The 22,559-nt window shown below is 72.1% G+C and carries 21 protein-coding genes; 10 read left to right on the top strand and 11 right to left on the bottom strand.

From position 1 onward, the window contains the following. The first annotated feature begins 11 nt into the window (after positions 1–11). From CW362_RS18560 to CW362_RS18585, 6 genes are all read left to right on the top strand, one after another. A complete protein-coding gene (locus CW362_RS18560; RefSeq protein ID WP_103550621.1) occupies positions 12–323 on the top strand; it encodes an urease subunit beta in 312 nt (103 codons plus the stop codon). Beyond that, positions 316–2,037, top strand: coding sequence for an urease subunit alpha (locus CW362_RS18565; protein ID WP_103550667.1), 1,722 nt, complete (start codon positions 316–318; stop codon positions 2,035–2,037). The genes CW362_RS18560 and CW362_RS18565 overlap by 8 nt, the downstream gene beginning before the upstream one ends. Further along, positions 2,037–2,711, top strand: coding sequence for an urease accessory protein UreF (locus CW362_RS18570; protein WP_103550622.1), 675 nt, complete (start codon positions 2,037–2,039; stop codon positions 2,709–2,711). Before CW362_RS18565 ends, CW362_RS18570 begins: the two co-directional genes overlap by 1 nt. A 92-nt stretch (positions 2,712–2,803) precedes the next feature. After that, complete coding sequence (gene ureG, locus CW362_RS18575; RefSeq protein WP_103550623.1) at positions 2,804–3,481, top strand: urease accessory protein UreG; 678 nt, start codon at positions 2,804–2,806, stop codon at positions 3,479–3,481. After that, a complete protein-coding gene (locus tag CW362_RS18580) occupies positions 3,469–4,236 on the top strand; it encodes an urease accessory protein UreD (RefSeq protein ID WP_103550624.1) in 768 nt (255 codons plus the stop codon). The genes ureG and CW362_RS18580 overlap by 13 nt, the downstream gene beginning before the upstream one ends. A gap of 168 nt (positions 4,237–4,404) precedes the next feature. Further along, on the top strand, positions 4,405–6,009 hold the full coding sequence (locus CW362_RS18585) for an alpha/beta hydrolase (RefSeq protein WP_103550625.1): 1,605 nt from the start codon (positions 4,405–4,407) through the stop codon (positions 6,007–6,009). Between the two features lie 80 nt (positions 6,010–6,089). Here CW362_RS18585 and CW362_RS18590 read toward each other — a convergent pair whose 3' ends face one another. The 4 genes from CW362_RS18590 to CW362_RS18605 all read right to left on the bottom strand — a co-directional run bounded on the left by CW362_RS18590 (position 6,090) and on the right by CW362_RS18605 (position 9,604). Continuing rightward, complete coding sequence (locus tag CW362_RS18590) at positions 6,090–6,815, bottom strand: lysophospholipid acyltransferase family protein (protein WP_103550626.1); 726 nt, start codon at positions 6,813–6,815, stop codon at positions 6,090–6,092. Between the two features lie 100 nt (positions 6,816–6,915). Then, the gene (rocD, locus tag CW362_RS18595) at positions 6,916–8,166 is read right to left on the bottom strand and encodes an ornithine--oxo-acid transaminase (RefSeq protein WP_103550627.1); all 1,251 of its coding nucleotides are present in this window, start codon (positions 8,164–8,166) and stop codon (positions 6,916–6,918) included. Next, positions 8,163–8,975, bottom strand: a complete 813-nt coding sequence (gene ddaH, locus CW362_RS18600; RefSeq protein WP_103550628.1) for a dimethylargininase — start codon at positions 8,973–8,975, stop codon at positions 8,163–8,165. The genes rocD and ddaH overlap by 4 nt, the downstream gene beginning before the upstream one ends. Before the next feature lie 125 nt (positions 8,976–9,100). After that, positions 9,101–9,604 (bottom strand): Lrp/AsnC family transcriptional regulator, encoded by a 504-nt coding sequence (locus CW362_RS18605; protein ID WP_103550629.1) that lies wholly within the window; start codon positions 9,602–9,604, stop codon positions 9,101–9,103. 98 nt (positions 9,605–9,702) lie between these two features. Between CW362_RS18605 and CW362_RS18610 the strand changes: the two genes are divergently transcribed. From CW362_RS18610 to CW362_RS18625, 4 genes are all read left to right on the top strand, one after another. Further along, positions 9,703–10,458, top strand: coding sequence for a LytR/AlgR family response regulator transcription factor (locus CW362_RS18610; protein ID WP_103550630.1), 756 nt, complete (start codon positions 9,703–9,705; stop codon positions 10,456–10,458). 10 nt (positions 10,459–10,468) lie between these two features. After that, positions 10,469–10,828, top strand: a complete 360-nt coding sequence (locus CW362_RS18615) for a hypothetical protein (protein WP_103550631.1) — start codon at positions 10,469–10,471, stop codon at positions 10,826–10,828. Between the two features lie 3 nt (positions 10,829–10,831). Next, positions 10,832–12,634, top strand: coding sequence for a sodium/solute symporter (locus CW362_RS18620; RefSeq protein WP_103550632.1), 1,803 nt, complete (start codon positions 10,832–10,834; stop codon positions 12,632–12,634). Between the two features lie 184 nt (positions 12,635–12,818). Further along, a complete protein-coding gene (locus CW362_RS18625; RefSeq protein ID WP_103550633.1) occupies positions 12,819–14,024 on the top strand; it encodes a sensor histidine kinase in 1,206 nt (401 codons plus the stop codon). Between the two features lie 48 nt (positions 14,025–14,072). Here the strand turns inward: CW362_RS18625 and CW362_RS43795 are convergent, their stop codons facing one another. The 7 genes from CW362_RS43795 to CW362_RS18655 all read right to left on the bottom strand — a co-directional run bounded on the left by CW362_RS43795 (position 14,073) and on the right by CW362_RS18655 (position 22,523). Beyond that, on the bottom strand, positions 14,073–14,231 hold the full coding sequence (locus CW362_RS43795; protein ID WP_167455624.1) for a hypothetical protein: 159 nt from the start codon (positions 14,229–14,231) through the stop codon (positions 14,073–14,075). A gap of 94 nt (positions 14,232–14,325) precedes the next feature. Then, positions 14,326–16,467, bottom strand: coding sequence for a serine/threonine-protein kinase (locus tag CW362_RS18630; protein WP_103550634.1), 2,142 nt, complete (start codon positions 16,465–16,467; stop codon positions 14,326–14,328). Continuing rightward, positions 16,467–17,933 (bottom strand): DUF6777 domain-containing protein, encoded by a 1,467-nt coding sequence (locus CW362_RS18635; RefSeq protein ID WP_103550635.1) that lies wholly within the window; start codon positions 17,931–17,933, stop codon positions 16,467–16,469. The genes CW362_RS18630 and CW362_RS18635 overlap by 1 nt, the downstream gene beginning before the upstream one ends. A gap of 227 nt (positions 17,934–18,160) precedes the next feature. Next, positions 18,161–19,114, bottom strand: a complete 954-nt coding sequence (locus CW362_RS18640; protein WP_103550636.1) for a cytochrome c oxidase assembly protein — start codon at positions 19,112–19,114, stop codon at positions 18,161–18,163. A 103-nt stretch (positions 19,115–19,217) separates the two neighbouring features. Further along, positions 19,218–20,243: a 6-phosphofructokinase gene (locus CW362_RS18645; protein WP_103550637.1), complete on the bottom strand. Its 1,026-nt coding sequence runs from the start codon at positions 20,241–20,243 to the stop codon at positions 19,218–19,220. 293 nt (positions 20,244–20,536) lie between these two features. Beyond that, on the bottom strand, positions 20,537–21,265 hold the full coding sequence (locus tag CW362_RS18650) for a type 1 glutamine amidotransferase (protein WP_103550638.1): 729 nt from the start codon (positions 21,263–21,265) through the stop codon (positions 20,537–20,539). 19 nt (positions 21,266–21,284) lie between these two features. After that, positions 21,285–22,523: a MurT ligase domain-containing protein gene (locus CW362_RS18655; RefSeq protein ID WP_103550639.1), complete on the bottom strand. Its 1,239-nt coding sequence runs from the start codon at positions 22,521–22,523 to the stop codon at positions 21,285–21,287. Positions 22,524–22,559 lie beyond the last annotated feature (36 nt).

Genomic DNA, 22,559 nt, shown 5'->3' on the forward strand with positions numbered 1-22,559 from the left:
GGGGAAGCGCCGTGATTCCCGGAGAGTTCCTCTTCGCCGACGAACCCGTCGTGTTCAACGAGGGGCGCGAGGTCACCCGGCTGACCGTCCTCAACGCCGCCGACCGCCCCGTGCAGGTCGGCTCCCACTACCACTTCGCCGAGGCCAACCCCGGTCTGGACTTCGACCGCGCCGCCGCGTACGGAAAGCGGCTCGACGTCGCCGCCGGGACCGCCGTGCGCTTCGAGCCCGGGATCCCCGTCGAGGTCGGACTCGTCCCGCTCGCCGGCGCCCGCGTGGTGCCCGGACTGCGCGGGGAGACCGGGGGTGCCCTCGATGCCTGAGATCTCGCGCGCCGCGTACGCCGACCTGTTCGGTCCGACCACCGGCGACCGCATCCGCCTCGCCGACACGGACCTGCTGATCGAGATCGAGGAGGACCGCTGCGGCGGGCCAGGACGCGCCGGCGACGAGGCGGTGTTCGGCGGGGGCAAGGTCATCCGGGAGTCCATGGGCCAGTCCCGGGCCACGCGCGCCGAGGGCACCCCGGACACGGTGATCACCGGCGCCGTGATCGTCGACCACTGGGGGATCGTCAAGGCCGACGTCGGCATCCGCGACGGCCGGATCTCGGGCATCGGCAAGGCCGGCAACCCGGACACCATGGACGGGGTCCACCCCGACCTGGTGATCGGTCCCGAGACCGAGATCATCGCGGGCAACGGCCGGATCCTGACCGCGGGTGCCATCGACGCGCACGTCCACCTGATCTGTCCGGGGATCGCCGACGAGGCCCTCGCCTCCGGCGTCACCACGCTCGTCGGCGGCGGCACGGGACCCGCCGAGGGCTCCAAGGCGACCACCGTCACCCCCGGCACCTGGCACCTGGCCCGGATGCTGGAGGCGATGGAGGGTCACCCGGTCAACTTCGGGCTGCTCGGCAAGGGCAACACCGTCTCGCACGAGGCGATGCTCTCGCAGATCCGCGGCGGCGCGCTCGGCCTGAAGATCCACGAGGACTGGGGCTCGACGCCCGCCGCGATCGACGCCGCCCTCACCGTCGCCGACCGCACCGGCGTCCAGGTCGCCATCCACACGGACACCCTGAACGAGGCCGGGTTCGTCGCCGACACCCTCGCCGCCGTCGCCGGACGAGGCATCCACGCGTACCACACGGAGGGCGCGGGCGGCGGGCACGCGCCGGACATCATGACCGTGGTCTCCGAGCCCCACGTCCTGCCCAGCTCGACCAACCCGACCCGGCCCTACACCGTCAACACCGCCGAGGAACACCTCGACATGCTGATGGTCTGTCACCACCTGAACCCGGCGGTTCCCGAGGACCTGGCCTTCGCCGAGTCCCGTATCCGGCCCTCCACCATCGGGGCCGAGGACATACTCCACGACCTCGGCGCCATCTCGATCATCTCCTCCGACTCCCAGGCCATGGGTCGCGTCGGCGAGGTCGTGATGCGGACCTGGCAGACCGCCCACGTGATGAAGCGCCGCCGGGGCGCCCTGCCGGGAGACGGCCGCGCCGACAACCACCGGGTACGTCGCTATGTCGCCAAATACACGATCAACCCGGCGCTCGCGCAGGGCCTCGCCCGCGAGATCGGCTCCGTGGAGACCGGCAAACTCGCCGACCTGGTGCTGTGGGAGCCCGCGTTCTTCGGGGTCAAGCCGCACCTGGTCGTCAAGGGCGGCCAGATCGCGTACGCGCAGATGGGCGACGCCAACGCGTCCATCCCGACCCCTCAACCGGTGCTGCCCCGGCCGATGTTCGGGGCGATCGGGCGGGCCCCGGCCGCCAACTCGTTCAACTTCGTGGCGCCGCTCGCCATCGAGGACGGGCTGCCGGAGCGGCTCTCGCTGGGCAAGCGGTTCGTCGCCATCGAGTCGACGCGGGCGGTGACCAAGGCCGACATGCGCGAGAACGACGCCCGGCCCGACGTGCGGATCGATCCCGACAGTTTCGCCGTGCACATCGACGGGGAGCTCGTCGAGGCGACTCCGGCCGCCGAACTGCCCATGGCCCAGCGTTACTTCCTCTTCTGATGTCCCGGGCGGCACTTCTCGTCCTGGCCGACGGCCGCTTTCCCGCCGGAGGGCACGCGCACTCCGGCGGGGCCGAGGCCGCGGTCCGGGCCGGACGGATCACCGGGGCGGCGAGCCTGGAGGACTTCTGCCGGGGGCGGCTGCACACGAGCGGGCTCGTCTCGGCCGCGCTGGCCGCGGCGGCGGCGCTCGGGGCCGACCCCGTCGCCCTGGACGCGGCCGCCGACGCCCGCACGCCCTCGCCGGCCCTGCGGGTCGCCGCGCGCCGGCTGGGCCGGCAACTCGTACGGGCGGCCAGGGCGACCTGGCCCTGCACCGAACTCGACGCGCTGGCACGCCAGTTCCCCAAGGGGGCTCATCAGCCGGTCGTGCTGGGGGTGGCGGCACGGGCCGCCGGCCTCGGGCCCGAGGACGCCGCCTACTGCTCCGTGTACGAGTGCGTCAGCGGGCCCGCGTCGGCGACGGTACGGCTGCTGAGCCTCGATCCCTTCGACGCGACGGCCGCGCTGGCCCGGCTCGCGCCGGAGCTGGACGTCGTCGCCCACGCGGCGGCGGACGCGGCGCGGCGAGCCCTCGCCGACGGTGTCGAGACGCTTCCCGCCGCTTCGGCGCCGCTGCTGGAGATCGGTGCGGAGGCGCACGCGGCCTGGCCGGTACGGCTGTTCGCGTCCTGACGGCCGCACGCTCCCGGACCGCCGGGGACCGGCCGTCCCCCCGAGTCCCCCCACACACACGCTCACACGCCGAACGAAGTCGGAGTCGCACCGTGCATCTCGACCACACCCACGACGGGCCGTCCGCGGTCAGCGCCGACGCGCGTCGGCCCGACGGAAGGCGGCGTGCCCTGCGCATAGGGCTCGGTGGTCCCGTCGGTTCCGGGAAGACCGCCACCGTCGCAGCGCTCTGCCGGGCGCTGCGCGACGAACTGTCCCTCGCCGTCGTCACCAACGACATCTACACCCGTGAGGACGCCGAGTTCCTGCTGCGGGAGGCCGTACTGCCACCCGAGCGGATCACCGCCGTCGAGACCGGCGCCTGCCCGCACACCGCGATCCGGGACGACATCTCCGCCAACCTCGAAGCGGTCGAGGACCTGGAGGACGAGACCGGGCCACTGGACCTGATCCTCGTGGAGTCCGGCGGTGACAACCTCACCGCGACCTTCTCCAGGGGACTCGTCGACGCGCAGATCTTCGTGATCGACGTCGCGGGCGGGGACGACATCCCGCGCAAGGGCGGACCCGGTGTCACGACGGCCGACCTGCTCGTCGTGAACAAGACCGATCTCGCACCGTACGTGGGTTCCGACCTGGAGCGGATGGCGGCCGACGCCGAGGCGCAGCGGGCCGGACTCCCGGTGGTGTTCCAGTCGTTGCGCACCGGGAGCGGTGTCACGGCGGTCGCCGGCTGGGTGCGGGAACGGCTCGCGGCGTGGACGGCGTGACGACGGCGGGAGTCCGCGCCACCGCGCGGATCGAGGCCGGGGACGACGGCCGGGGCGGGACCTCGCTGCCGGTGCTGGAGGGGCAGGGCCCGCTCGCCCTGCGCCGGGTCCGGGGCGGCGGGTCCGAGGCGCGTGTGATGCTGGTCGGGGCGATGAGCGGCCCGCTCGGCGGTGATCACCTCACCGTCGAGGCCCGGGTCGGGCCGGGCGCGCGGCTGCGGGGCGGCTCGGCCGCCGCCACCATCGCGCTGCCCGGACAAACCAAGGGCGAGGCCCGCTACGACGTACGCCTCGACGTCGCCGACGGAGGCGAACTGTGCTGGCTGCCGGAACAGTTGATCTCCGCCGGCGGCAGCGAGCTGTCCGTCTCCGTGCGCGTCGGGCTCATGGGAGGCGCCCGGCTCGTCCTCCGGGAGGAGCAGGTGCTCGGGCGCGTGGGAGAGGAACCCGGGCGGCTCACCAGCCGTCTCACCGTGCGGCGCGACGGACGGCCCCTGCTCGACCAGGAGCTGGCCTGCGGTCCGGGAGCGCCCGGTGGCTGGGACGGTCCCGCCGTCCTCGCGGGCCATCGGGCGCTCGGGCAACTGATCGTCGTGCGACCGGAGTTCGAGAGGGAGATGCCGGCGGCGCGACCGTTCGGAGAGTACGCCGCGCTCACCCCGCTCGCCGGACCCGCCGTGCTCGTGACGGCGCTGGCCCCCGACGCGCTGCTGCTGCGACGCGTGCTGGACAATGCGCTGGGCGATCTCACGTGACGTCAACTATGTTTCCGGGAAGGCTGATTCACATCAGGTTCACCGCTCACCGGAACACGGCGTACCGGCTATCGGATTGGTAAAGAACACCGGTCACGTCTGTTCTCAGGGACCTCACAGCCGAAAGGATCCCCGTACCAATCACCATGAGGTACGGGGAGGTCACACTTGAGGTCCAAGAGACCGACGAAACGGGTGGCGGCGTTCGGTTCGGCCGGAGTGCTCGTCACGGCGACCCTGATAGCCGGCGCCGTCGCGGCGCCGGCGGCCACCGCCGACTCGCTGTACGGCCACGGGCAGAGCCGTGAGCAGCGCGGAGCGGCCGTCGCCGCCGAGCGGGCCGCCAAGGCCGGGATCGACTGGCAGGACTGCCCGGCCGACTGGGGCTTCGAGAAGCCGATCCAGTGCGGCTGGGTGAGCGTGCCGCTGGACTACGCGCACCCCTACGGCAAGCAGCTCAAGCTGGCCGTCGACCGCATCGGGAACACCGGCACCAAGGAGGAGCGCCAGGGCGCGCTCGTCTACAACCCGGGCGGTCCCGGCGGCTCCGGCATGCGCTTCCCGCGCCGTGTCACCACCAAGAGCCCCCTGTGGGCGAACACCGCCAAGGCGTACGACTTCGTGGGCTTCGACCCGCGCGGCGTCGGCCACTCGGCGCCCATCTCCTGCATCGACCCGCAGGAGTTCGTCAAGGCGCCCAAGGCGGACCCGGTCCCGGACTCCGAGGCCGACAAGCGGGCCCAGCGCAAGCTGGCCGCGGAGTACGCCGACGGCTGCGCCGAGCGCAGCGGCAAGGCCGTGCTGGCGCAGATGACCACGCCCAACACGGCACGCGACCTCGACGTCATCCGGGCCGCGCTCGGCGAGAAGAAGCTCAACTACCTGGGCGTCTCCTACGGCACGTACCTCGGAGCCGTCTACGGCACGCTCTTCCCGGGGCACGTGCGCCGCATGATCGTCGACAGCGTCGTCAACCCGTCGCGCGACAACATCTGGTACCAGGCCAACCTGGAGCAGGACATCGCCTTCGAGGGCCGCTGGAAGGACTGGGAGGACTGGGTCGCCAAGAACGACGCGTCCTTCCACCTCGGTGACACCCGCGCCAAGGTGCAGGACCAGTGGCTGAAGCTGCGCGCCGCCGCGAAGAAGAGCCCGCTGGGCGGTGTCGTCGGCCCCGCCGAGCTGATCTCCTTCTTCCAGAGCGCCCCGTACTACGACTCCTCGTGGGTGCCGGTCGCCTCGGTGTTCAGCAAGTACGTCGCCGGTGACACCCAGGCGCTGGTCGACGCCGCGTCCCCCGACCTGTCGGACACGGCGGGCAACATCTCCTCGGAGAACGGCAACGCCGTGTACACGGCCGTCGAGTGCACCGACGCGCAGTGGCCCACCAGCTGGAAGAGGTGGGACCGGGACAACACGTGGCTCCACAAGGACTACCCGTTCATGACGTGGGCCAACGCGTGGATGAACCTGCCGTGCGCCACCTGGCCGGTCAAGCAGCAGACCCCGGTGAACGTGAAGACCGGCAAGGGTCTGCCGGCCGTCCTGATCGTGCAGTCCACCAACGACGCCGCCACGCCTTACGCCGGCGCCGTCGAACTGCACAAGCGGTTCAAGGGCTCCCGTCTGATCACCGAGCAGGGCGCGGGCTCCCACGGTGTGACCGGTCTGGTCAACCCGTGCATCAACGAGCGGGTGGACTCCTACCTGCTCACCGGCAAGACGGACGCCGCCGACGTGACGTGCACCCCGCACGCCACTCCGAAGCCGTAGTCCCGACAGCACGAGGGGCGGCCGGTCCATCCCGGCCGCCCCCTTCGCCGTGCGCGGTGCGCGTGCCCGTGCCGACCGCGTCAACTCATCGGCATCCGGGGGAACCTGCGCCCCGACTCGGCCTTCGCCGCGGCCTCCTCGGCCTTGACGACGGCCGCGTACCGGTCGACGTACTCCTGCTCGGACAGAGCGAGGATCGCGTACATGATCTCGTCGGTGATGGCGCGCAGGACGGCCTTCTCGCCCTCCATCCCGGCATAGCGCGAGAAGTCGAGGGGCTTGCCGAACCGGATCGTCACGGGATGGATCCGCGGGAGCTTCCGGCCCGGGGGCTGGGCCTCGAAGGTGCCGATCATCGCGCAGGGGATCACCGGGGCCTGGGCCCGCAGGGCCATCACCGCGACGCCGACCTTGCCCTTGTAGAGCCGCCCGTCGTGCGAACGGGTGCCCTCGGGGTAGATGCCGAGCAGCTCGTCCTTGCGCAGCACTCCGAGCCCCTCGTGGATCGCGGCCTGCCCCGCCTCCTTGCCGGAACGGTCCACCGGGATCTGCCCGATGCTGCGGAAGAAGGCGGCCGTCAGCCGCCCCTTGACGCCCGGACCGGTGAAGTACTCGGCCTTCGCGAGGAAGGTGATCCGGCGCTTCAGGATGGCCGGCATCAGGAAGTGGTCCGCGAAGGACAGATGGTTGCCCGCCACGATGGCGGCACCCGACGACGGTATGTGCTCAAGGCCCTCGATCCGAGGCCGGAAGACCAGCCTCAACAGCGGACCCAGAAGCACATATTTGAGCACGTGATAGAACACTGGGGCACTCCTCTTTTCCCCTGGGGAGCGATCAGTGTAGGCGCGGCCGTCGTCGGGCGTAACCGCTGCGGTGTCACTCTCTGTGGCCTCTTGGCCGGTATCAGACCCCTCGCGTCAGAACTTTCTCCAGGGACCCGAGAGCCGACAGGAGTTCCTCGGCCGTGATGGTGAGCGGCGGTGCCAGCCGGATGGTCGAGCCGTGGGTGTCCTTGACCAGAATCCCCTCGTCCATCAGGCCCTGGCTGATCTCCCGGCCCGTGCCGATGGACGGGTCGATGTCGACGCCCGCCCACAGCCCCCGGGAGCGGAAGCCCTCGACGCCCCGGCCCACCAGGGCCGCGAGCCCGTCCCGCAGCACCACGCCGAGCTCGGCGGCCCGGCGCTGGTACTCACCGGTCTCCAGCAGGCCCACGACCGCCGAGCCGACGGCCGCGGCCAGCGGGTTGCCGCCGAACGTCGAACCGTGCTCACCCGGACGCAGCACGCTCAGCACGTCCCGGCGTCCGACGACCGCGGAGACGGGCACGATGCCGCCGCCGAGCGCCTTGCCGAGCAGCAGCAGGTCGGGAACGACCGACTCGTGCTCCACCGCCAGGGTGGTGCCGGTGCGGCCGAGGCCGGACTGGATCTCGTCCGCGACGAACAGGCAGCCGGCCCGGCGGGTGAGCTCGCGGACCCCGGCGAGATAGCCGTCGTCCGGAATGATCACACCGGCCTCGCCCTGGACGGGCTCGATCAGCACCGCGGCCGTCGTCTCGTCGATCGCCGCCTCGAGCGCGGCGAGGTCGTTGTACGGCACGACCCGGAAGCCGGGCGTGAAGGGGCCGAAGCCCTCGCGGGCGCTCTCGTCGGTGGAGAAACTGACGATCGTGGTCGTACGGCCGTGGAAGTTGCCGGCCGCCACCACGATCGTGGCCCGGCCGGGCTCGACGCCCTTCACCTCGTACGCCCATTTGCGGGCCACCTTGACGGCGCTCTCCACCGCCTCGGCGCCCGTGTTCATCGGCAGGACCATGTCCAGGCCCGTCAGGGCGGCCAGGGACTCGGCGAACCCGGCCAGCTGGTCGTTGTGGAAGGCCCGCGAGGTCAGGGTGAGCCGGTCCAGCTGGCGGTGCGCCGCCTCGATCAGCACCGGGTTGCGGTGGCCGAAGTTGAGGGCCGAGTAGCCCGCCAGCATGTCGAGGTAGCGGCGCCCCTCGACGTCCTCGACCCAGGTGCCCTCGGCGCGCGCGACGACCACGGGCAGCGGGTGGTAGTTGTGCGCCAGGACGGGTTCCTCGGCCCGGATCAGTTCCTCGGAGCTGCGTGCGTCGGCGCCGGCGGACGTGGTGGCGCGGGCGGGAGCGGTCATGAACGGATCTCCTGTGTGCAGCACTTGATGCCGCCGCCGGCCTTGTGGAACTCCGACAGGTCGACGGGGACGGGGACGTAGCCGTGGGTCACGAGCTGGTCGGCGAGGGCCTCGGCGCGTGGCGCGATGAAGACGTGGCGCCCGTCCGAGACGGAGTTGAGGCCGAAGGCGAGGGCGTCCTCACGGGTGGCGAGCACCGCGTCCGGGAACAGCCGGCGGAGCACCTCGCGGCTGCCGGGCGAGAACGCCTCCGGGTAGTACGCGATGTTGTCGTCGTCGAGGACGAACAGCGCGGTGTCCAGGTGGTAGAAGTGCGGGTCCACCAGGCGCAGTCCGATCACCGGGACGCCGAAGAACTCCTGGACCTCGCGATGGGCCTCGGGCGTGGTGCGAAAACCCGTGCCCGCGAGGACGAAGCGGCGCGTCGGGACGAGATCGCCCTCGCCCTCGCACACCGACTCGGGGCGGTAGACGTCGAAACCGGCCGTCTTGAACCAGGTCTCGTACGCGGTGGACTCGGGACGGCGCTCCGGTGCGTGGAAGGAGGAGCCGAAGACACGGCCCTCCAGGACGAGCGCGCAGTTCGCGGCGAAGACCATGTCGGGAAGCCCCGCGACCGGCTCGACGGAGTCGACGGTGTGACCGTGCGCGCGATAGGCGCTGATCAGCGCCTGCCATTGGGCGAGCGCGAGCTCGACGTCCACAGGGGTGTCGGGACGCATCCAGGGGTTGATCGCGTACTGCACGGCGAAGTGTCTGGGTTCGCAGACGAGAAAGCGCCGGGGGCGCGGCACACGGCTTTCGGACACAGAGAGGTTCCTCCGCTTCCTGCGGTGTCATCTGGTGGGATGTCTCCACGGTAAGAAGCGGGGGACAGGCACGACAAGCGACGAGAGCTGCGCGTATACGCAGTACCGTTGCGTGATCAGCGGGATCAGCGCACGTTTCCTGCGTCGTCCGGAGCCGCCTGGGTGGCCCCCGCCTCCGGGGCCTCGGGCAGCAGATGGGACAGCACCATGTAGCTGATCGTCTTCCGGATGAACGGCTCCACCCGGATGCGCTCCAGGACCTCCTCGAAGTGCTCCACGTCGACCGCCCGTACGTGCAGCAGCGCGTCCGCGCCCCCGGTCACCGTCATCGCGGCGGTGATCTCCGGATGGTTGCGCACCACCTCCGCGAGCCGCCGGGGCGGTGCCGCTCCCTCGCAGTACACCTCCACGTACGCCTCCGTGCGCCAGCCGAGCGCCGCGGGCTTCACCGTGGCCGTGAACCCGGTGATCACACCCGTCTCGCGCAGCCGGTCGACCCGGCGCTTGACCGCCGTCGCGGACAGTCCGATCGCCGCGCCGATCTCCGCGAAGCTCGTCCGGGCATTGGCCATCAGGGCGGTGATGATCTTGCGGTCGAGTTCGTCGAACATCGCGGGCTTGCTGTTCATGGGCGCACTGTATCCAGCGGCGACCCCCACCCGGCCGGGCACGACGGCCGTGTCCGGCACATGTCCAGCCGTGCGAATCACTCCTACACTCCACTCTCATGCTGCGCGCGCTCGCCGTCGACGACGAACGACCCTCCCTCGAGGAACTGCTGTACCTGCTGAACGCCGACCCCCGGATCGGCAGCGCCGAGGGCGCGGGCGACGCGACCGAGGCGCTGCGCCGGATCAACCGGGCGCTCGAGAGCGGACCCGGCGGCCCCGAGGCGATCGACGTCGTCTTCCTCGACATCCACATGCCCGGCCTGGACGGGCTCGACCTGGCCCGGCTGCTCGGCGGGTTCGCCCAGCCGCCGCTCGTCGTGTTCGTCACCGCCCACGAGGGATTCGCCGTCCAGGCCTTCGACCTCAAGGCCGTCGACTACGTCCTGAAGCCCGTACGCCGCGAACGGCTCGCCGAGGCGGTCCGCAGGGCCGCCCAACTGCGCGACACCACACCCCTGATACCCGTCCACGAGCCCGACCCCGACCACATGTCCGTCGAACTCGGCGGCGTGACACGCTTCGTGGCCGTCGAGGACATCACGCACGTGGAGGCCCACGGCGACTACGCCCGGCTGCACACCGCGCAGGGCAGCCATCTGGTGCGCATCCCGCTGTCCACCCTCGAGGAACGCTGGCGCTCCCGCGGTTTCGTCCGCATCCACCGGCGCCACCTCGTCGCCCTGCGCCACATCGGCGAACTCCGCCTGGACGCGGGCACGGTGAGCGTTCTGGTCGACTCCGTCGAACTCCAGGTCAGCCGTCGGCACGCCCGCCAGTTGCGCGATCTGCTGCTGCGCCGGACCACGAGCTGAGGAGCACCACGTGCCACAGGACCCCGTCGAACGCCGCGTGGTCGTCACCGGAGTGCCCCGGCGCGTCCGCCGGACCTCCGGCCACCACAGGCCGAGGACCGAGATCGACGAACAGACCACACTCGGCCACACCTACGTACGCTCCCTGATGCGCAGTCAGCTACGGGCCGCGTGCGTCACGTTCGCCGTCCTGGTCCTGCTCGTCGGACCACTGCCGCTGGTCTTCGCCGCGATGCCCGACGGCGCCGGCCCGGAATGGGCCGTCCTCGGCTTCGGCCTCTACCCGCCGCTGGTGCTGCTCGCCCGCTGGTACGTACGGCGGGCGGAACGCAACGAGAGGGACCTCGTGCGCCTGGTCGAGGACCGCTGACCCGTGAACGAGAACTACTCCGTCCCCGCGGTCGCCCTCGTCGTCCTCGCGACCGTCCTGGTCGGCGCCTTCGGACTGCGCATCTCCCGGACCACCTCCGACTTCTACGTCGCCTCGCGCACCGTCGGCCCCCGGCTCAACGCGGCCGCGATCAGCGGCGAATACCTCTCCGCCGCCTCCTTCCTGGGCATCGCCGGCCTGGTGCTCGTCCAGGGACCCGACATGCTCTGGTACCCCGTGGGCTACACCGCGGGGTATCTCGTGCTGCTCCTGTTCGTCGCGGCACCCCTGCGCCGCTCCGGCGCCTACACGCTGCCCGACTTCGCGGAGGCCCGGCTCGGCTCCCAGGCCGTCAGACGGCTCGCCGGGGCGTTCGTCGTCGGTGTCGGATGGCTCTATCTGCTGCCCCAGCTCCAGGGCGCGGGACTGACACTGGCGGTACTGACCGACGCACCCGACTGGTTCGGCGGAGTCCTGGTCGCCGTCGTCGTGGTGGCCACGGTCGCCGCGGGCGGCATGCGCAGCATCACCTTCGTCCAGGCCTTCCAGTACTGGCTCAAGCTCACCGCCCTGCTCGTCCCCGCGCTCTTCCTGATCCTGGCCTGGCAGTCCCACGGAGCTCCCCGCGACGCCTTCGGGGAACCGCCGGCCTTCCGCGAACAGCGCCTCGTCCGGATCGGCTCGACACTCGACCTGAGGCTGTCCCGGCCGCTCACCGTCACCGCGACCGGCACCGTCGACGGCCGGCGGTACGAGGACGCGCGCGTCCGGCTCCCGCGGGGCACCCACCGCATCGGCGGCGGCACCCGGCTGACCTTCGCCCGGGGCACCCCGGTCCCGGCGGCCGAACGGGGCGGCGGCGACGCCCTGGCGGCCTCACCGGCCGCCGGGCGCGAGGAACGCCCGCTCTACGCCACTTACGGACTGATCCTCGCCACCTTCCTCGGCACGATGGGCCTGCCGCACGTCGTCGTCCGCTTCTACACCAGCCCGCACGGCGTCGCCGCCCGCCGCACCACCGTCGCCGTGCTCGGCCTGATCGGCGCCTTCTACCTCCTGCCGCCCGTCTACGGAGCCCTCGGCCGGCTGTACGCCCCCGAACTCAGCCTCACCGGCGACGCGGACGCCGCCGTGCTCCTGCTGCCCGACAGGATGATCGGCGGAGTGGGCGCGGACCTGCTCGGGGCGCTCGTCGCGGGCGGCGCCTTCGCCGCGTTCCTCTCGACGGCCTCCGGACTGACCATGGCGGTCGCGGGCGTGCTCACCCAGGACGTACTGCCCGCCCGCGGCGTACGGCACTTCCGGCTCGGCACCGTCCTCGCGATGGCCGTACCGCTCGCCGCGAGCGTGCTGGTGGGCGGACTGCCCGTCGCCGACGCCGTGGGCCTCGCGTTCGCCGTGTCCGCGTCCTCCTTCTGCCCGCTGCTGGTCCTCGGCATCTGGTGGCGGCGGCTCACCCCGCCCGGGGCGGCGGCCGGCATGCTCGGCGGCGGGGGCGCGGCACTCGTCGCCGTCGGCGCGACCATGGCCGGCTATCCGGGGACGACGGGCACGTTGCGCGCGCTGCTCGCCTGGCCGGCGCTCTGGTCGGTGCCGCTCGGTTTCGTGACCATGGTGCTGGTGTCGCTGGCCACCGCCGGCCGCGTACCGGCCGGGACGGCGGCGATACTCGCCCGCTTCCACCTCCCGGAGGAGCTCATGGAAGGCCAGGTCCGGGAGGTGGCCGGCGGGACGGGGGCACTGCCCGCGCGAGCGAAGCCGAGCGTGGGGGAGGGCGTGGCGTGCACGAAGGAGGCCGGACCGTGAGGGCCCCGGCCGACGGGCCGCGAGGCGAGGGTCCCGGGCCCGGGGCGGCGCGGGACCGGCGGTGGGCCGGGCCACCGTGCCGGTGCCGGTGCCGGTGCCGGTGCCGGTGCGGGGGCGGGTACGAGTGCGGGGGCGGGTACGGGATCGTGGACGGGTACGGGATCGTGGACGGGACGGTGAGCGGGTGAGCGGCTTCGTCGCCGGACTGTGCGTGGCCGTACTCCCGTTGCTGGCGGCCGGGTTCTGGCTCGGCAGGCGCACCGCGCGGCCCGAGAACCTCGGAGGACTCGGCACCCCGGTCGAGCACGCCACCTTCCAGACCCTGCACACCGCCTCGCTCGCCGCGCCCCCGCTGCGCGCCGGACTCACCGAGGAGACGGCCCGCCGGTCCGCCCGGCGGCTGCGTACCCTGCTCGGCACGGACGCCCTGTGCCTCACCGACCGGGAGACGGTCCTCGCCTGGGACGGCGTGGGGGCCCACCACCGCGCCGAGGTGATGGAACGCCTCGGCGGCCCGCTGGAGACCGGCCGCGGCGAGGCCTTCCGGCTCACCTGCGACGAGCCCGACTGCCCGCTGCGCTGGGCCGTGGTCGCCCCCCTCACCGTCGACGAACGGGTGCACGGAGCGCTCGTCGCCTGTGCGCCCCGGGAGTCCGCGGTGCTCGTACGCGCCGCGGGCGAGGTCGCGCGCTGGGTCTCCGTCCAACTGGAACTGGCCGACCTCGACCGGTCCCGGACCCGGCTGATCGAGGCCGAGATCAAGGCACTGCGAGCCCAGATATCCCCGCACTTCATCTTCAACTCGCTCGCCGTGATCGCCTCGTTCGTCCGCACCGATCCCGAGCGCGCCCGCGAACTGCTCCTGGAGTTCGCCGATTTCACCCGCTACTCGTTCCGCAGGCACGGTGACTTCACCACCCTCGCCGACGAACTGCACGCCATCGACCACTACTTGGCGCTCGTCCGGGCCCGCTTCGGCGAGCGGCTGTCCGTCACCCTGCAGATCGCACCCGAGGTGCTGCCGGTCGCGCTGCCCTTCCTCTGCCTCCAGCCCCTGGTGGAGAACGCCGTCAAGCACGGACTGGAGGGCAAGACCGACAAGAGCCACATCAGCATCACGGCACAGGACGCCGGTGCCGAGGCGCTCGTGGTCATCGAGGACAACGGCGTCGGCATGGACCCCGAGCGGCTGCGCCGCATCCTGTCCGGCGAGGTCGGCCCCTCCGGGGGGATCGGACTCTCCAACGTCGACGAACGGCTGCGCCAGGTCTACGGCGACGATCACGGTCTGGTCATCGAGACCGCGGTGGGAGCGGGAATGAGGATCACCGCCCGGCTCCCCAAGTACCGGCCCGGCGTCCACTCCGCGGCCCGGCGCCCCCGGCAGTGAGCGGCCCCGGCCACCGTCGCGGCCGGGACCAGGTCCTTCGGGCCGAGGTCAGGTGCTGTGGGAGACCACCATCCCCAGCGTGATCAGACCGAGCACGACCCAGCCGAACCACAGCCAGCCGTTGCTGCCCAGCGCCACCGTGTAGGCCGTCACCGCGACGAGCCCGCCCACGGTGAGCACCCCCATCGTCTTCGTCGAACCGGGCATCGCAGCACCCTCCTCCAGGCGGGTCCGCGACGCGGGCCGTGGCCTTCGGGGCCATTTTCACCCGGAGTGAGTCACATCGCCAGAGCCGTGCGGACTACCGGGTCCCCCGTGACGGGCGCTGCCCCTTCTCGATGAAGCAGACCACCAGGCGGTACGGCCGGGCCCACACCCCCACACTGCGCACGCCGTGGCTCCAGTACGACGAGGGGTCGTAGCCGTGCCGCTCCGGTGGCGCGTCGAGCGCGCACCGGTCGTTCGCCTGCTCCAACGGGTCCGTCCCGAGGGGGTGGGCGCCGAGGTGGGTGATCTCGACGACCTTGCCCACCTCCTTCCCGTCACAGGCGACCAGTTCGAAGTGCGTACCGACACGGGCCTCTCCTCCCACATGGCCCAGACAGTCGCCCCGCTGCATCTGGGTCGCGTCCGTGAAGGTCATCCCGTACCCGCGCAGCTCCCCGAGCGGACCGAACACCGGGCCGTGCACGCCCGCGAGCAGACAGGCGACGGTACCGCCGGTGGTGCCGAAGCCCTCCCGGGTGGGCACGACGGCCATGCTCCTGACGTTCCACGCGAGCTTGTGGGCGGTGTCCCTGGTCCGTTCCGCGCACCGTCGCGCACCGTCACGGCGGGCCGCCTCGAACGAGGGCGCCCTGTACACCGCCATCACCTGGGCGTCGGGACCGTGGCGACAGCCCGGGTCCCGTGTCAGCCGTGGCACGTCGGTGGTCTTCGACAGGGCCGGCTCACCGAGGACGCAGTCGCCCCGGCGCAGCGGTTCGGCGAGTCCGACCGCGTCGCCGTACGGCAGCCGGGCCACTCGGTGCGCCTCCGCGTACCAGACGACCACACCGGCCGTCAGCGCGAACGCGAGCAGGGCCGCGGCCACGGCCCGCAGGGCGTACGGCGGCTTTCGCCTGCGCCGTCCGGGAGGGCCGGGGACCGGGGCGGGCGGTGCTCCGTACCAGGGCGGCCCGTGGACCTGCCCGGGCGCCGGCCACGGGGTGTGCAGCGCGCCAGACGCCGGACGGTGGAACCCCTCCCCGGGCGTGGCCGTGCCGGAGTCCGGCCCCCGGCCCGCGGGCGCGTACGGGCTGTGCCCCTCGGCCGTCGGCGGGTATCCGTACTCCCCGGCCGGCGCCGAGCACGCGTGTCCCTCGGCCGTCGGCGGGTGCCCGTATCCTCCGTCCGCCGACGGGTACGGGCCCGCGGCGGGGGAGTGCCCCGCCGGTACGGCCGCTCCCTGGTCCTGCGCCGGTCCCTGGCCCCGGACCGGACCGTACGCGGCCGCCCCGGAAGGCCCGTCGAACGTGACGAGCCCCGACCACGGAGGCCGCGAGCCCGGGTCGAGACGGGTCGGGGGATGGGGGTGCGGCGTGAGGATCCCGGCCAGCGCCGACGCGGTGTCCTCCGCGGACAGCCGGAGGGCGGGATCCTTGGCCAGCAGCGCCTCGACGACCGGCCGCAGGGCGCCCGCCCGAAGCGGCGGAGGGGCCTCCTCCAGGACCACGGCGGTGATGGCGGCGAGATCGGTGTCCCGGTCGAAGGGCCCGTGGCCCTCCACCCCGAAGTACAGGGTGCAGCCCAGTGAGAACAGGTCCGCCGCCGCCGTCGGCGGACCTCCCGTCGCCCGTTCCGGGGCCAGGTAGCCGGCCGTGCCCACCAGCACGGACGTCTGGGTCCAGCGCGTCTCCGGAGAGTCGGGCTGGACCGAGATCCCGTAGTCGGTGAGCAGGACGCGGGCCTCCGGGTTCCCGGTGCGGTCCGGGGCGAGCAGGATGTTGGCCGGCTTCACGTCCCGGTGCATGATGCCGTGCTCGTGCCCGGCGGTCAGGGCGTCGAGCACCGCGACGCCGATACGGGCGCAGGCGTCGGGGGCGAGGGGGCCGCTCCGGGCGACCCGGTCGCGCAGGTCCACCGCGCCGGCCACGTACTCCATCACGATCCACGGCAGGCCCTCGTGCTCCAGGACGTCGTGGACCGTCACGACGTGCGGATGCCCCCGCAGCACCGCCGCGTGCCGGGCCTCGGCGCGGGCCCGCGCCGTCCGCGACTCGTGGTCCGCGCCGCTCCCGGGGGAGTCGGGGAACCTGATCTCCTTGAGCGCGACGTCGCAGTCGAGCCGCTGGTCGTGGGCGAGCCACACGTGCCCCATCCCGCCCGACCCGACCCGGTCCACGAGCAGATACCGGTCGGCGATGAGCCGGCCCACGCCCGACTGGGGCGGCCCCGGCGCCATCAGGTCGTACTCCCCGCGGAGGCGGACGGTTCCGCGGGGCCGCCGGCGTCCGTGGAGCCGGTCTCGCCGGTCTCACCGGTGGCGGTGCCGGCGGAGCCCGCGACGGTCTCGCCGTCCGTGGGACCGGTACCGATTCCGTCCGTGGCGGTCCCGCTCGCGGTGATGGTGGTCCGGCTCGTGGTGGCGGGCTCCGTGGTGGTGCCTTCCGTGGCGCCCGGCGTGGTCCCGTCCGTGCTCGCGCCACCGGCAGTGGCACCGGTCGTGGCCCCGGTCGGACTTCCGGTCGTGCTTCCGTCCGTGGCTGTGGTGCTTCCGGCGGTCCCCGGGTCGGGCTCGCCCGTGTCGGTCCCGCCCCCGGTGGGATCTCCGGGGGAAGTCCCCGCGTCGGTGTCGTCCGGGCCGGGACCGGACGTGTTCGGGCCCGGTGTCAGGCCGCCGGTGTCCGTGGGGGTGTCCGGGCTCCCGTCGCCGCCCGGGCCGGACACGTGCAGCGTCACCTGGCCGCCCCATTCCAGGGCGCTGCCCTCGGCGGGCCGGGACGAGGTGACCGGGGAGTCGCCCGGGGGCAGGGAGGCGCCGTCGAAGGAGACGGCGAGTCCGGCCCGCACCAGCCGTTCGCTCGCCTCGGCGAACGTCAGTCCCGTGACCGGCGGCACGGTCGTCCCCTTCCGCGCGTCGAACGGCGTGTCCTTCTCGCCCCCCGTGCCCAGCGGGCGCGAGATCCCCCGGCCGGGGTCGTCGACGTCCACCAGGCGGAGCCGGTGGAGGGGTTCCTCGCCGGGGGGCGGCTCGACGACGACGATCCGGTCCTCCCGGAAGCCGGACCATTTCCTGTTTCCGTCCTTGAAACCCACCGAGACCTTTTTGATGTCCGCCTTGGAGGGGCGCAATGGATTGCCGCAGGAGCACTTCACCGCGGGCAGCCCCCGACGGTCGACCAGAACGGCGATTCCGGACTGGAGCAAGGATTCGAAGGGGACGGCCTTGCCGTGCTTGTAGGCATGATTCGTCACGAGGGTGTCGTGGCGCAGGACGACGGGCGTGAGCCGGTCGACATATCCGGGGATCTCGTCCGGACGGATATCCAGGACGCGTGCCCATTCTCGCGCCCTGGCCGAGTTCTTGGGATCGGTGAGGAATTCCTTGAGTCGTGCGACGACACAGGTGCCGGGCCGGGCCGAGCCGCCGAAGTCGGGGGCGGGCCCGCCGGTCCGGTCCGGCCCCGGTGTCCCGTCGTTCCCGCCGCCGGTGCTTCCGCCCCGGCCACCGGTGCCGCCACCACCGGGTTCACTCGGGGCGTCACCTCGGGCCGTGCCCCCGTACAGCCCCGGGCTGTTGCTGGCCTGCACCCCGCCGACCGGCCGGGCCGGCCGTGCGCCGGTGGCGTCCTTTCCGAGTGCGCCGTCCTCCTCGAAGAAGGGATCGGCCTGCGAGACTCCCGCGGCCACGGCGCGAATGGCGAACATGTGATCGGATTTTCCGCATCCACTGACGACCAGTGCGGAAACCAGTAGCAGGACCGTTCGGCGTACCGCTGTTAATCCGGCCCTTCGCATGGATGCGCGAAACGTCATGGCCGCTCCCCCTTGCGATTTCCCCCTGGACTCCGCGGTCCGGAGAGCGGACGCGGAGCTTCACCTCCATGCTACTGAATGGAAATGCCTTTCAGGCAAGTGGAATCGATGCGGTGAATTCAGCGACCGCGTGCGTTCAATGAGGCCAGATAGGCGTTGTACGCCTCGAGTTCCTTGTCGCCGTCCCGGTCCGCGGCGCGGTCCAGGCGCTTGGCCTGCCGCTGCTCGGAGTTGTACCACTGGAAGAGCAGCGCGAGCAGGACGAGGACGGAGGGGATCTCGCTGAACGCCCAGGCGATGCCGCCGGCGGCGGTCTGGTCGGCGAGCGCGTCGATGCCGAGGGAGGCCGGCGGATTCTTGTACGACTCGACCATCGGGCCCGAGGCCATCATCAGCGCGATGCCGAAGAACGCGTGGAACGGCATGCCCGCGAACAGCTCCAGCATCCGCATCAGATGGCCCGGCCGGTGCGGGCCCGGGTCCACGCCCATGATCGGCCAGAAGAAGAACAGGCCGACGAGGAGGAAGTGGCACATCATCACGACGTGACCCGTGGTGGAGCCCATCAGGAAGTCGAAGAGCGGGGAGAAGTACAGCGCGTACAGGCTCGCGATGAACATCGGGATCGTGAACGCCGGGTGCGTGACGATCTTCATGTACCGGCTGTGCAGGAACATCAGCAGCAGCTCGCGCGGCCCCTTGCCGCCGCGCTTCGCGGCCACCGGCAGCGCGCGCAGCGCCAGTGTGATCGGCGCCCCGAGCAGGATCAGGATCGGCGAGAGCATGCTGATCACCATGTGCTGGACCATGTGCACGCTGAACATGACCATGCCGTAGTCGTTCAGCCGGGTGCACATGACGAGCATCACCGTCAGCACGCCGACGAAGAAGGAGGCCGTACGGCCCCACGACCACGCGTCGCCGCGCCGGGCCAGCCGTACGACTCCCCAGCCGTAGAGCCCGAGCCCGAGCAGGCACGCGACGAGGAAGAACGGGTCGGCGGACCATGCGAGCCCCCGCCCCAGCGTGAACGGCGGCAGATCCATGGTCATGCCGTGCCCGCTGTGATCCATCCGCCGGCTCCTGTTTCGTACTGGTTGTGCGCTGTCTGTCCGCACCAGAGTAGAACCGCCCCCGGCCGCGACTGCGACCGGGGGCGGTTCTCCCGTGTACGTCTCAGAGCACGCACTCCGCCTCGGCGTAGCGCTCGTCCGGAACCGTCTTCAGGGTCTCGACCGCCTCGGCGAGCGACACCATGACGATGTCGGTGCCGCGCAGCGCGGTCATCATCCCGAACTCGCCCCGGTGCACGGCCTCCACGGCGTGCCATCCGAAGCGGGTCGCGAGCACCCGGTCGTACGCCGTCGGGGTGCCGCCGCGCTGCACGTGACCGAGGATGACCGGCCGGGCCTCCTTGCCGAGCCGCTGTTCCAGCTCGATGGAGAGCTGCCGGGCGATGCCGGCGAAGCGCTCGTGGCCGTAGATGTCCTTGCCGCCCTCGTCGTAGGCCATCGAGCCCTCGCGGGGCTTGGCGCCCTCGGCGGCGACGACGATGGCGAACCGCTTGCCCGCCTCGAACCGCTCGCCGACCCGCGCGGCCAGCTCCTCGATGTCGAAGGGACGCTCCGGCACGACGATGGCGTGGGCGCCCGCGGCCATGCCGGAGTGCAGCGCGATCCAGCCGGTGTGGCGGCCCATGACCTCCACGATCAGGACGCGCTGGTGGGACTCGGCGGTGGTCTTCAGCCGGTCGAGGGCCTCGGTCGCGACGCCGACGGCCGTGTCGAAGCCGAAGGTGACGTCCGTGACCGCGATGTCGTTGTCGATGGTCTTGGGCACACCGACGATCGGCAGGCCGCCGTCCGACAGCAGGCGGGCCGCCTTCAGCGTGCCCTCGCCGCCGATCGGGATGATCGCGTCGAGCCCGAGGTCCGCCACGTGGCCCTTGGCCCGCTCCACGCCGTCGCGCAGATGCGCGGGCTGGACCCGGGAGGAGCCGAGCATGGTGCCGCCGCGGGCGAGGATGCCGCTCACGGCGTCGAGGTCGAGCTTGAGGTAGTCGCACTCCAGGAGACCCCTCCAGCCGTCCCGGAAGCCGATGACCTCGTCGCCGTGGTCGACGACGGCACGGTGTACGACCGACCGGATGACGGCGTTCAGGCCGGGGCAGTCGCCGCCGGACGTGAGGACACCAATGCGCATAGCCCGAAATACCTTCTCAACGTGGTCCGGGGACCGGACCACGTTGTCCGGCGAGGATCGCGGCCAGCCTACCGGCGGGAGGGGCCCGCGCCGTACTGTGCGTCCGCCTGCTGGACGCGCCCGCTCACCTGTGCGGATGCCGTTTCAGACGGGCTCCGGGAGGGCCTGTGCGGACCGTTCGGTGAACCCGTACGGACCGTTCGGTGAAGCGGAAACGATTCCTCTCCGGAAACGCCAAGAGGAACCGTTCCTCCATGAGAAACGGTTCCTCTGACCGCCGGAGCGGGCCGGCCCTACGCGGGCTGCTGGGCGGACGCGATGCGCTCGGCGCGCAGCGCCTCGTACCAGCGGTCGTCGGTCGGCGGCAGCGCGTTGACGTCGAGGGCCAGCTTCAGCAGCAGGTCCGCGATCTGCGGGTTGCGGGCGAGGACGGGCCCGTGCATGTACGTGCCGAACACGGTGTCGTTGTACGCGCCCTCGGTGCCGTCGCCCGTGCCGTTGCCCCTGCCGAACCGCACGTTCGCGAACGGGCGGGCGGTGGGACCGAGGTGGGTGACGCCCTGGTGGTTCTCGAAGCCGGTCAGCTGGGGCAGGCCGAGCCGCGGGTCGATGTCCGCGAGGACGTCGCCGACGCACCGCTCGCCCTCACCGCGCACCGAGACCACGTCGAGCAGGCCGAGGCCCGGCTCGCGCTCACCGAGGTCGTTGATGAACTCGTGCCCGAGGATCTGGTAGCCGGCGCAGACGGAGAACACGATCGCGCCGTTGCCGACCGCGCGCTCCAGACCGCCGTCACGGCGCAGCCGCTCCGCGGCGAGCCGCTGCGGCCGGTCCTCGCCGCCCCCGATCAGGTAGATGTCGCCGGAGGTCGGGATCGGCTGGTCGCTGCGCACGTCGACGCGGGCCACGTCGAGGCCGCGCTGACGCGCCCGGCGCTCCACGACGAGGGCGTTGCCCTGGTCGCCGTAGGTGCTCAGCAGGTCTGGGTAGACCCACACCAGACGCAGGCTGTTGTCAGTCATTCTCTTCGTCCTCCGTGGCTCAGTTGCCGACACGACGCCTCAAGTCCTGGAATGCGGTGTAGTTCGCGATGACCTCGATACGTCCGGGCGGTGCCATCTGCACGGCCTGGTCGAGGGTGTCGCAGACCTGGAACTGCTGGTTCGCCACTTCGAGGCGGACGGCGAGGTCGAGCTTGCGGTCGCCGAGAACGAAGATCGGGTGTCCGGTCAGGCGGGTGTAGTCGACGTCCCACAGCCAGGAGGTGTCGGTGCCGTCGGCGCCGCGCGCGTTCACCGACAGGATGACCGGGGTCGGCGGCGGGTCGATCAGGGAGAAGGTCTCCAGCCAGCCCGCGGGGTTCTTGGCGAGCAGCAGACGCAGGTCGCGCTCCATGAACTGGACCACGTCGTAGCGTCCGGCCACCGCCTGCACCTGGTACATGCGCTCCAGGGCGACCTGCGGCGGCACCCCGAAGACGGCGGCCACGGCGGCCGACGAGGCGGCGTTCGCCTTGTTGGCCCGGCCCGGGAGCTGGAGGTGGATCGGCCACGCGGAACCGTGCGGGTCGAGGACGTGGTCCCCGGACAGCGCCCAGGTCGGCGTCGGACGGCGGAAGCCGCACTCGCCGCAGAACCAGTCGTCGCCGGGGCGCTGCATCACACCACCGCACGACGGGCAGGACCAGGCGTCCTCCTTCCACATCTGGCCGGCCGCCACCCACATGACGTTCGGCGAGGAGGAGGCGGCCCAGACCACCAGCGGGTCGTCCGCGTTGGCGACCACGACGGCCTTGGAACCGGCCAGCCCCTCACGCCAGTGCTCGGCCATCATCCGCGTCTCGGCGGCGCGGTCGAGCTGGTCGCGCGAGAGGTTCAGCAGCGCGATGCACTTCGGGTCGGTGTCACGTGCCACACCGGCGAGGTACTTCTCGTCGACCTCGATGACCGCGAACTTGGCGTCCGAGCCCCCGGCCAGCGCCGAGGTGATGCCCGCGGGCATGTTGGCGCCGAGCGCGTTGGACACGACCGGGCCCGCGGCGCGCAGCGCCTCCGCGATCAGCCGGGTCGTCGTGGTCTTGCCGTTGGTCGCCGACACCAGGACCACGTCCAGGTGCGTGGCGAGCCTCGCCAGCAGGTCGGGGTCGAGCTTGAGCGCCACCCGGCCGCCGATCACCGATCCGCTGCCGCGTCCGGCGGCTCGCGAGACGGCCGCCGCCGCCTTGCCCGCCGTCACGGCCAGCTTGGCCCGCGGCGACAGCGGGTCCGAGTTGCCTGACATCGTTTCTCGATCCTCCTTGCGTACGCGCCGCGCCCC

The sequence above is a fragment of the Streptomyces populi genome (assembly GCF_002911015.1).
In the GTDB taxonomy this organism is placed as follows: Bacteria; Actinomycetota; Actinomycetes; order Streptomycetales; family Streptomycetaceae; genus Streptomyces; species Streptomyces populi.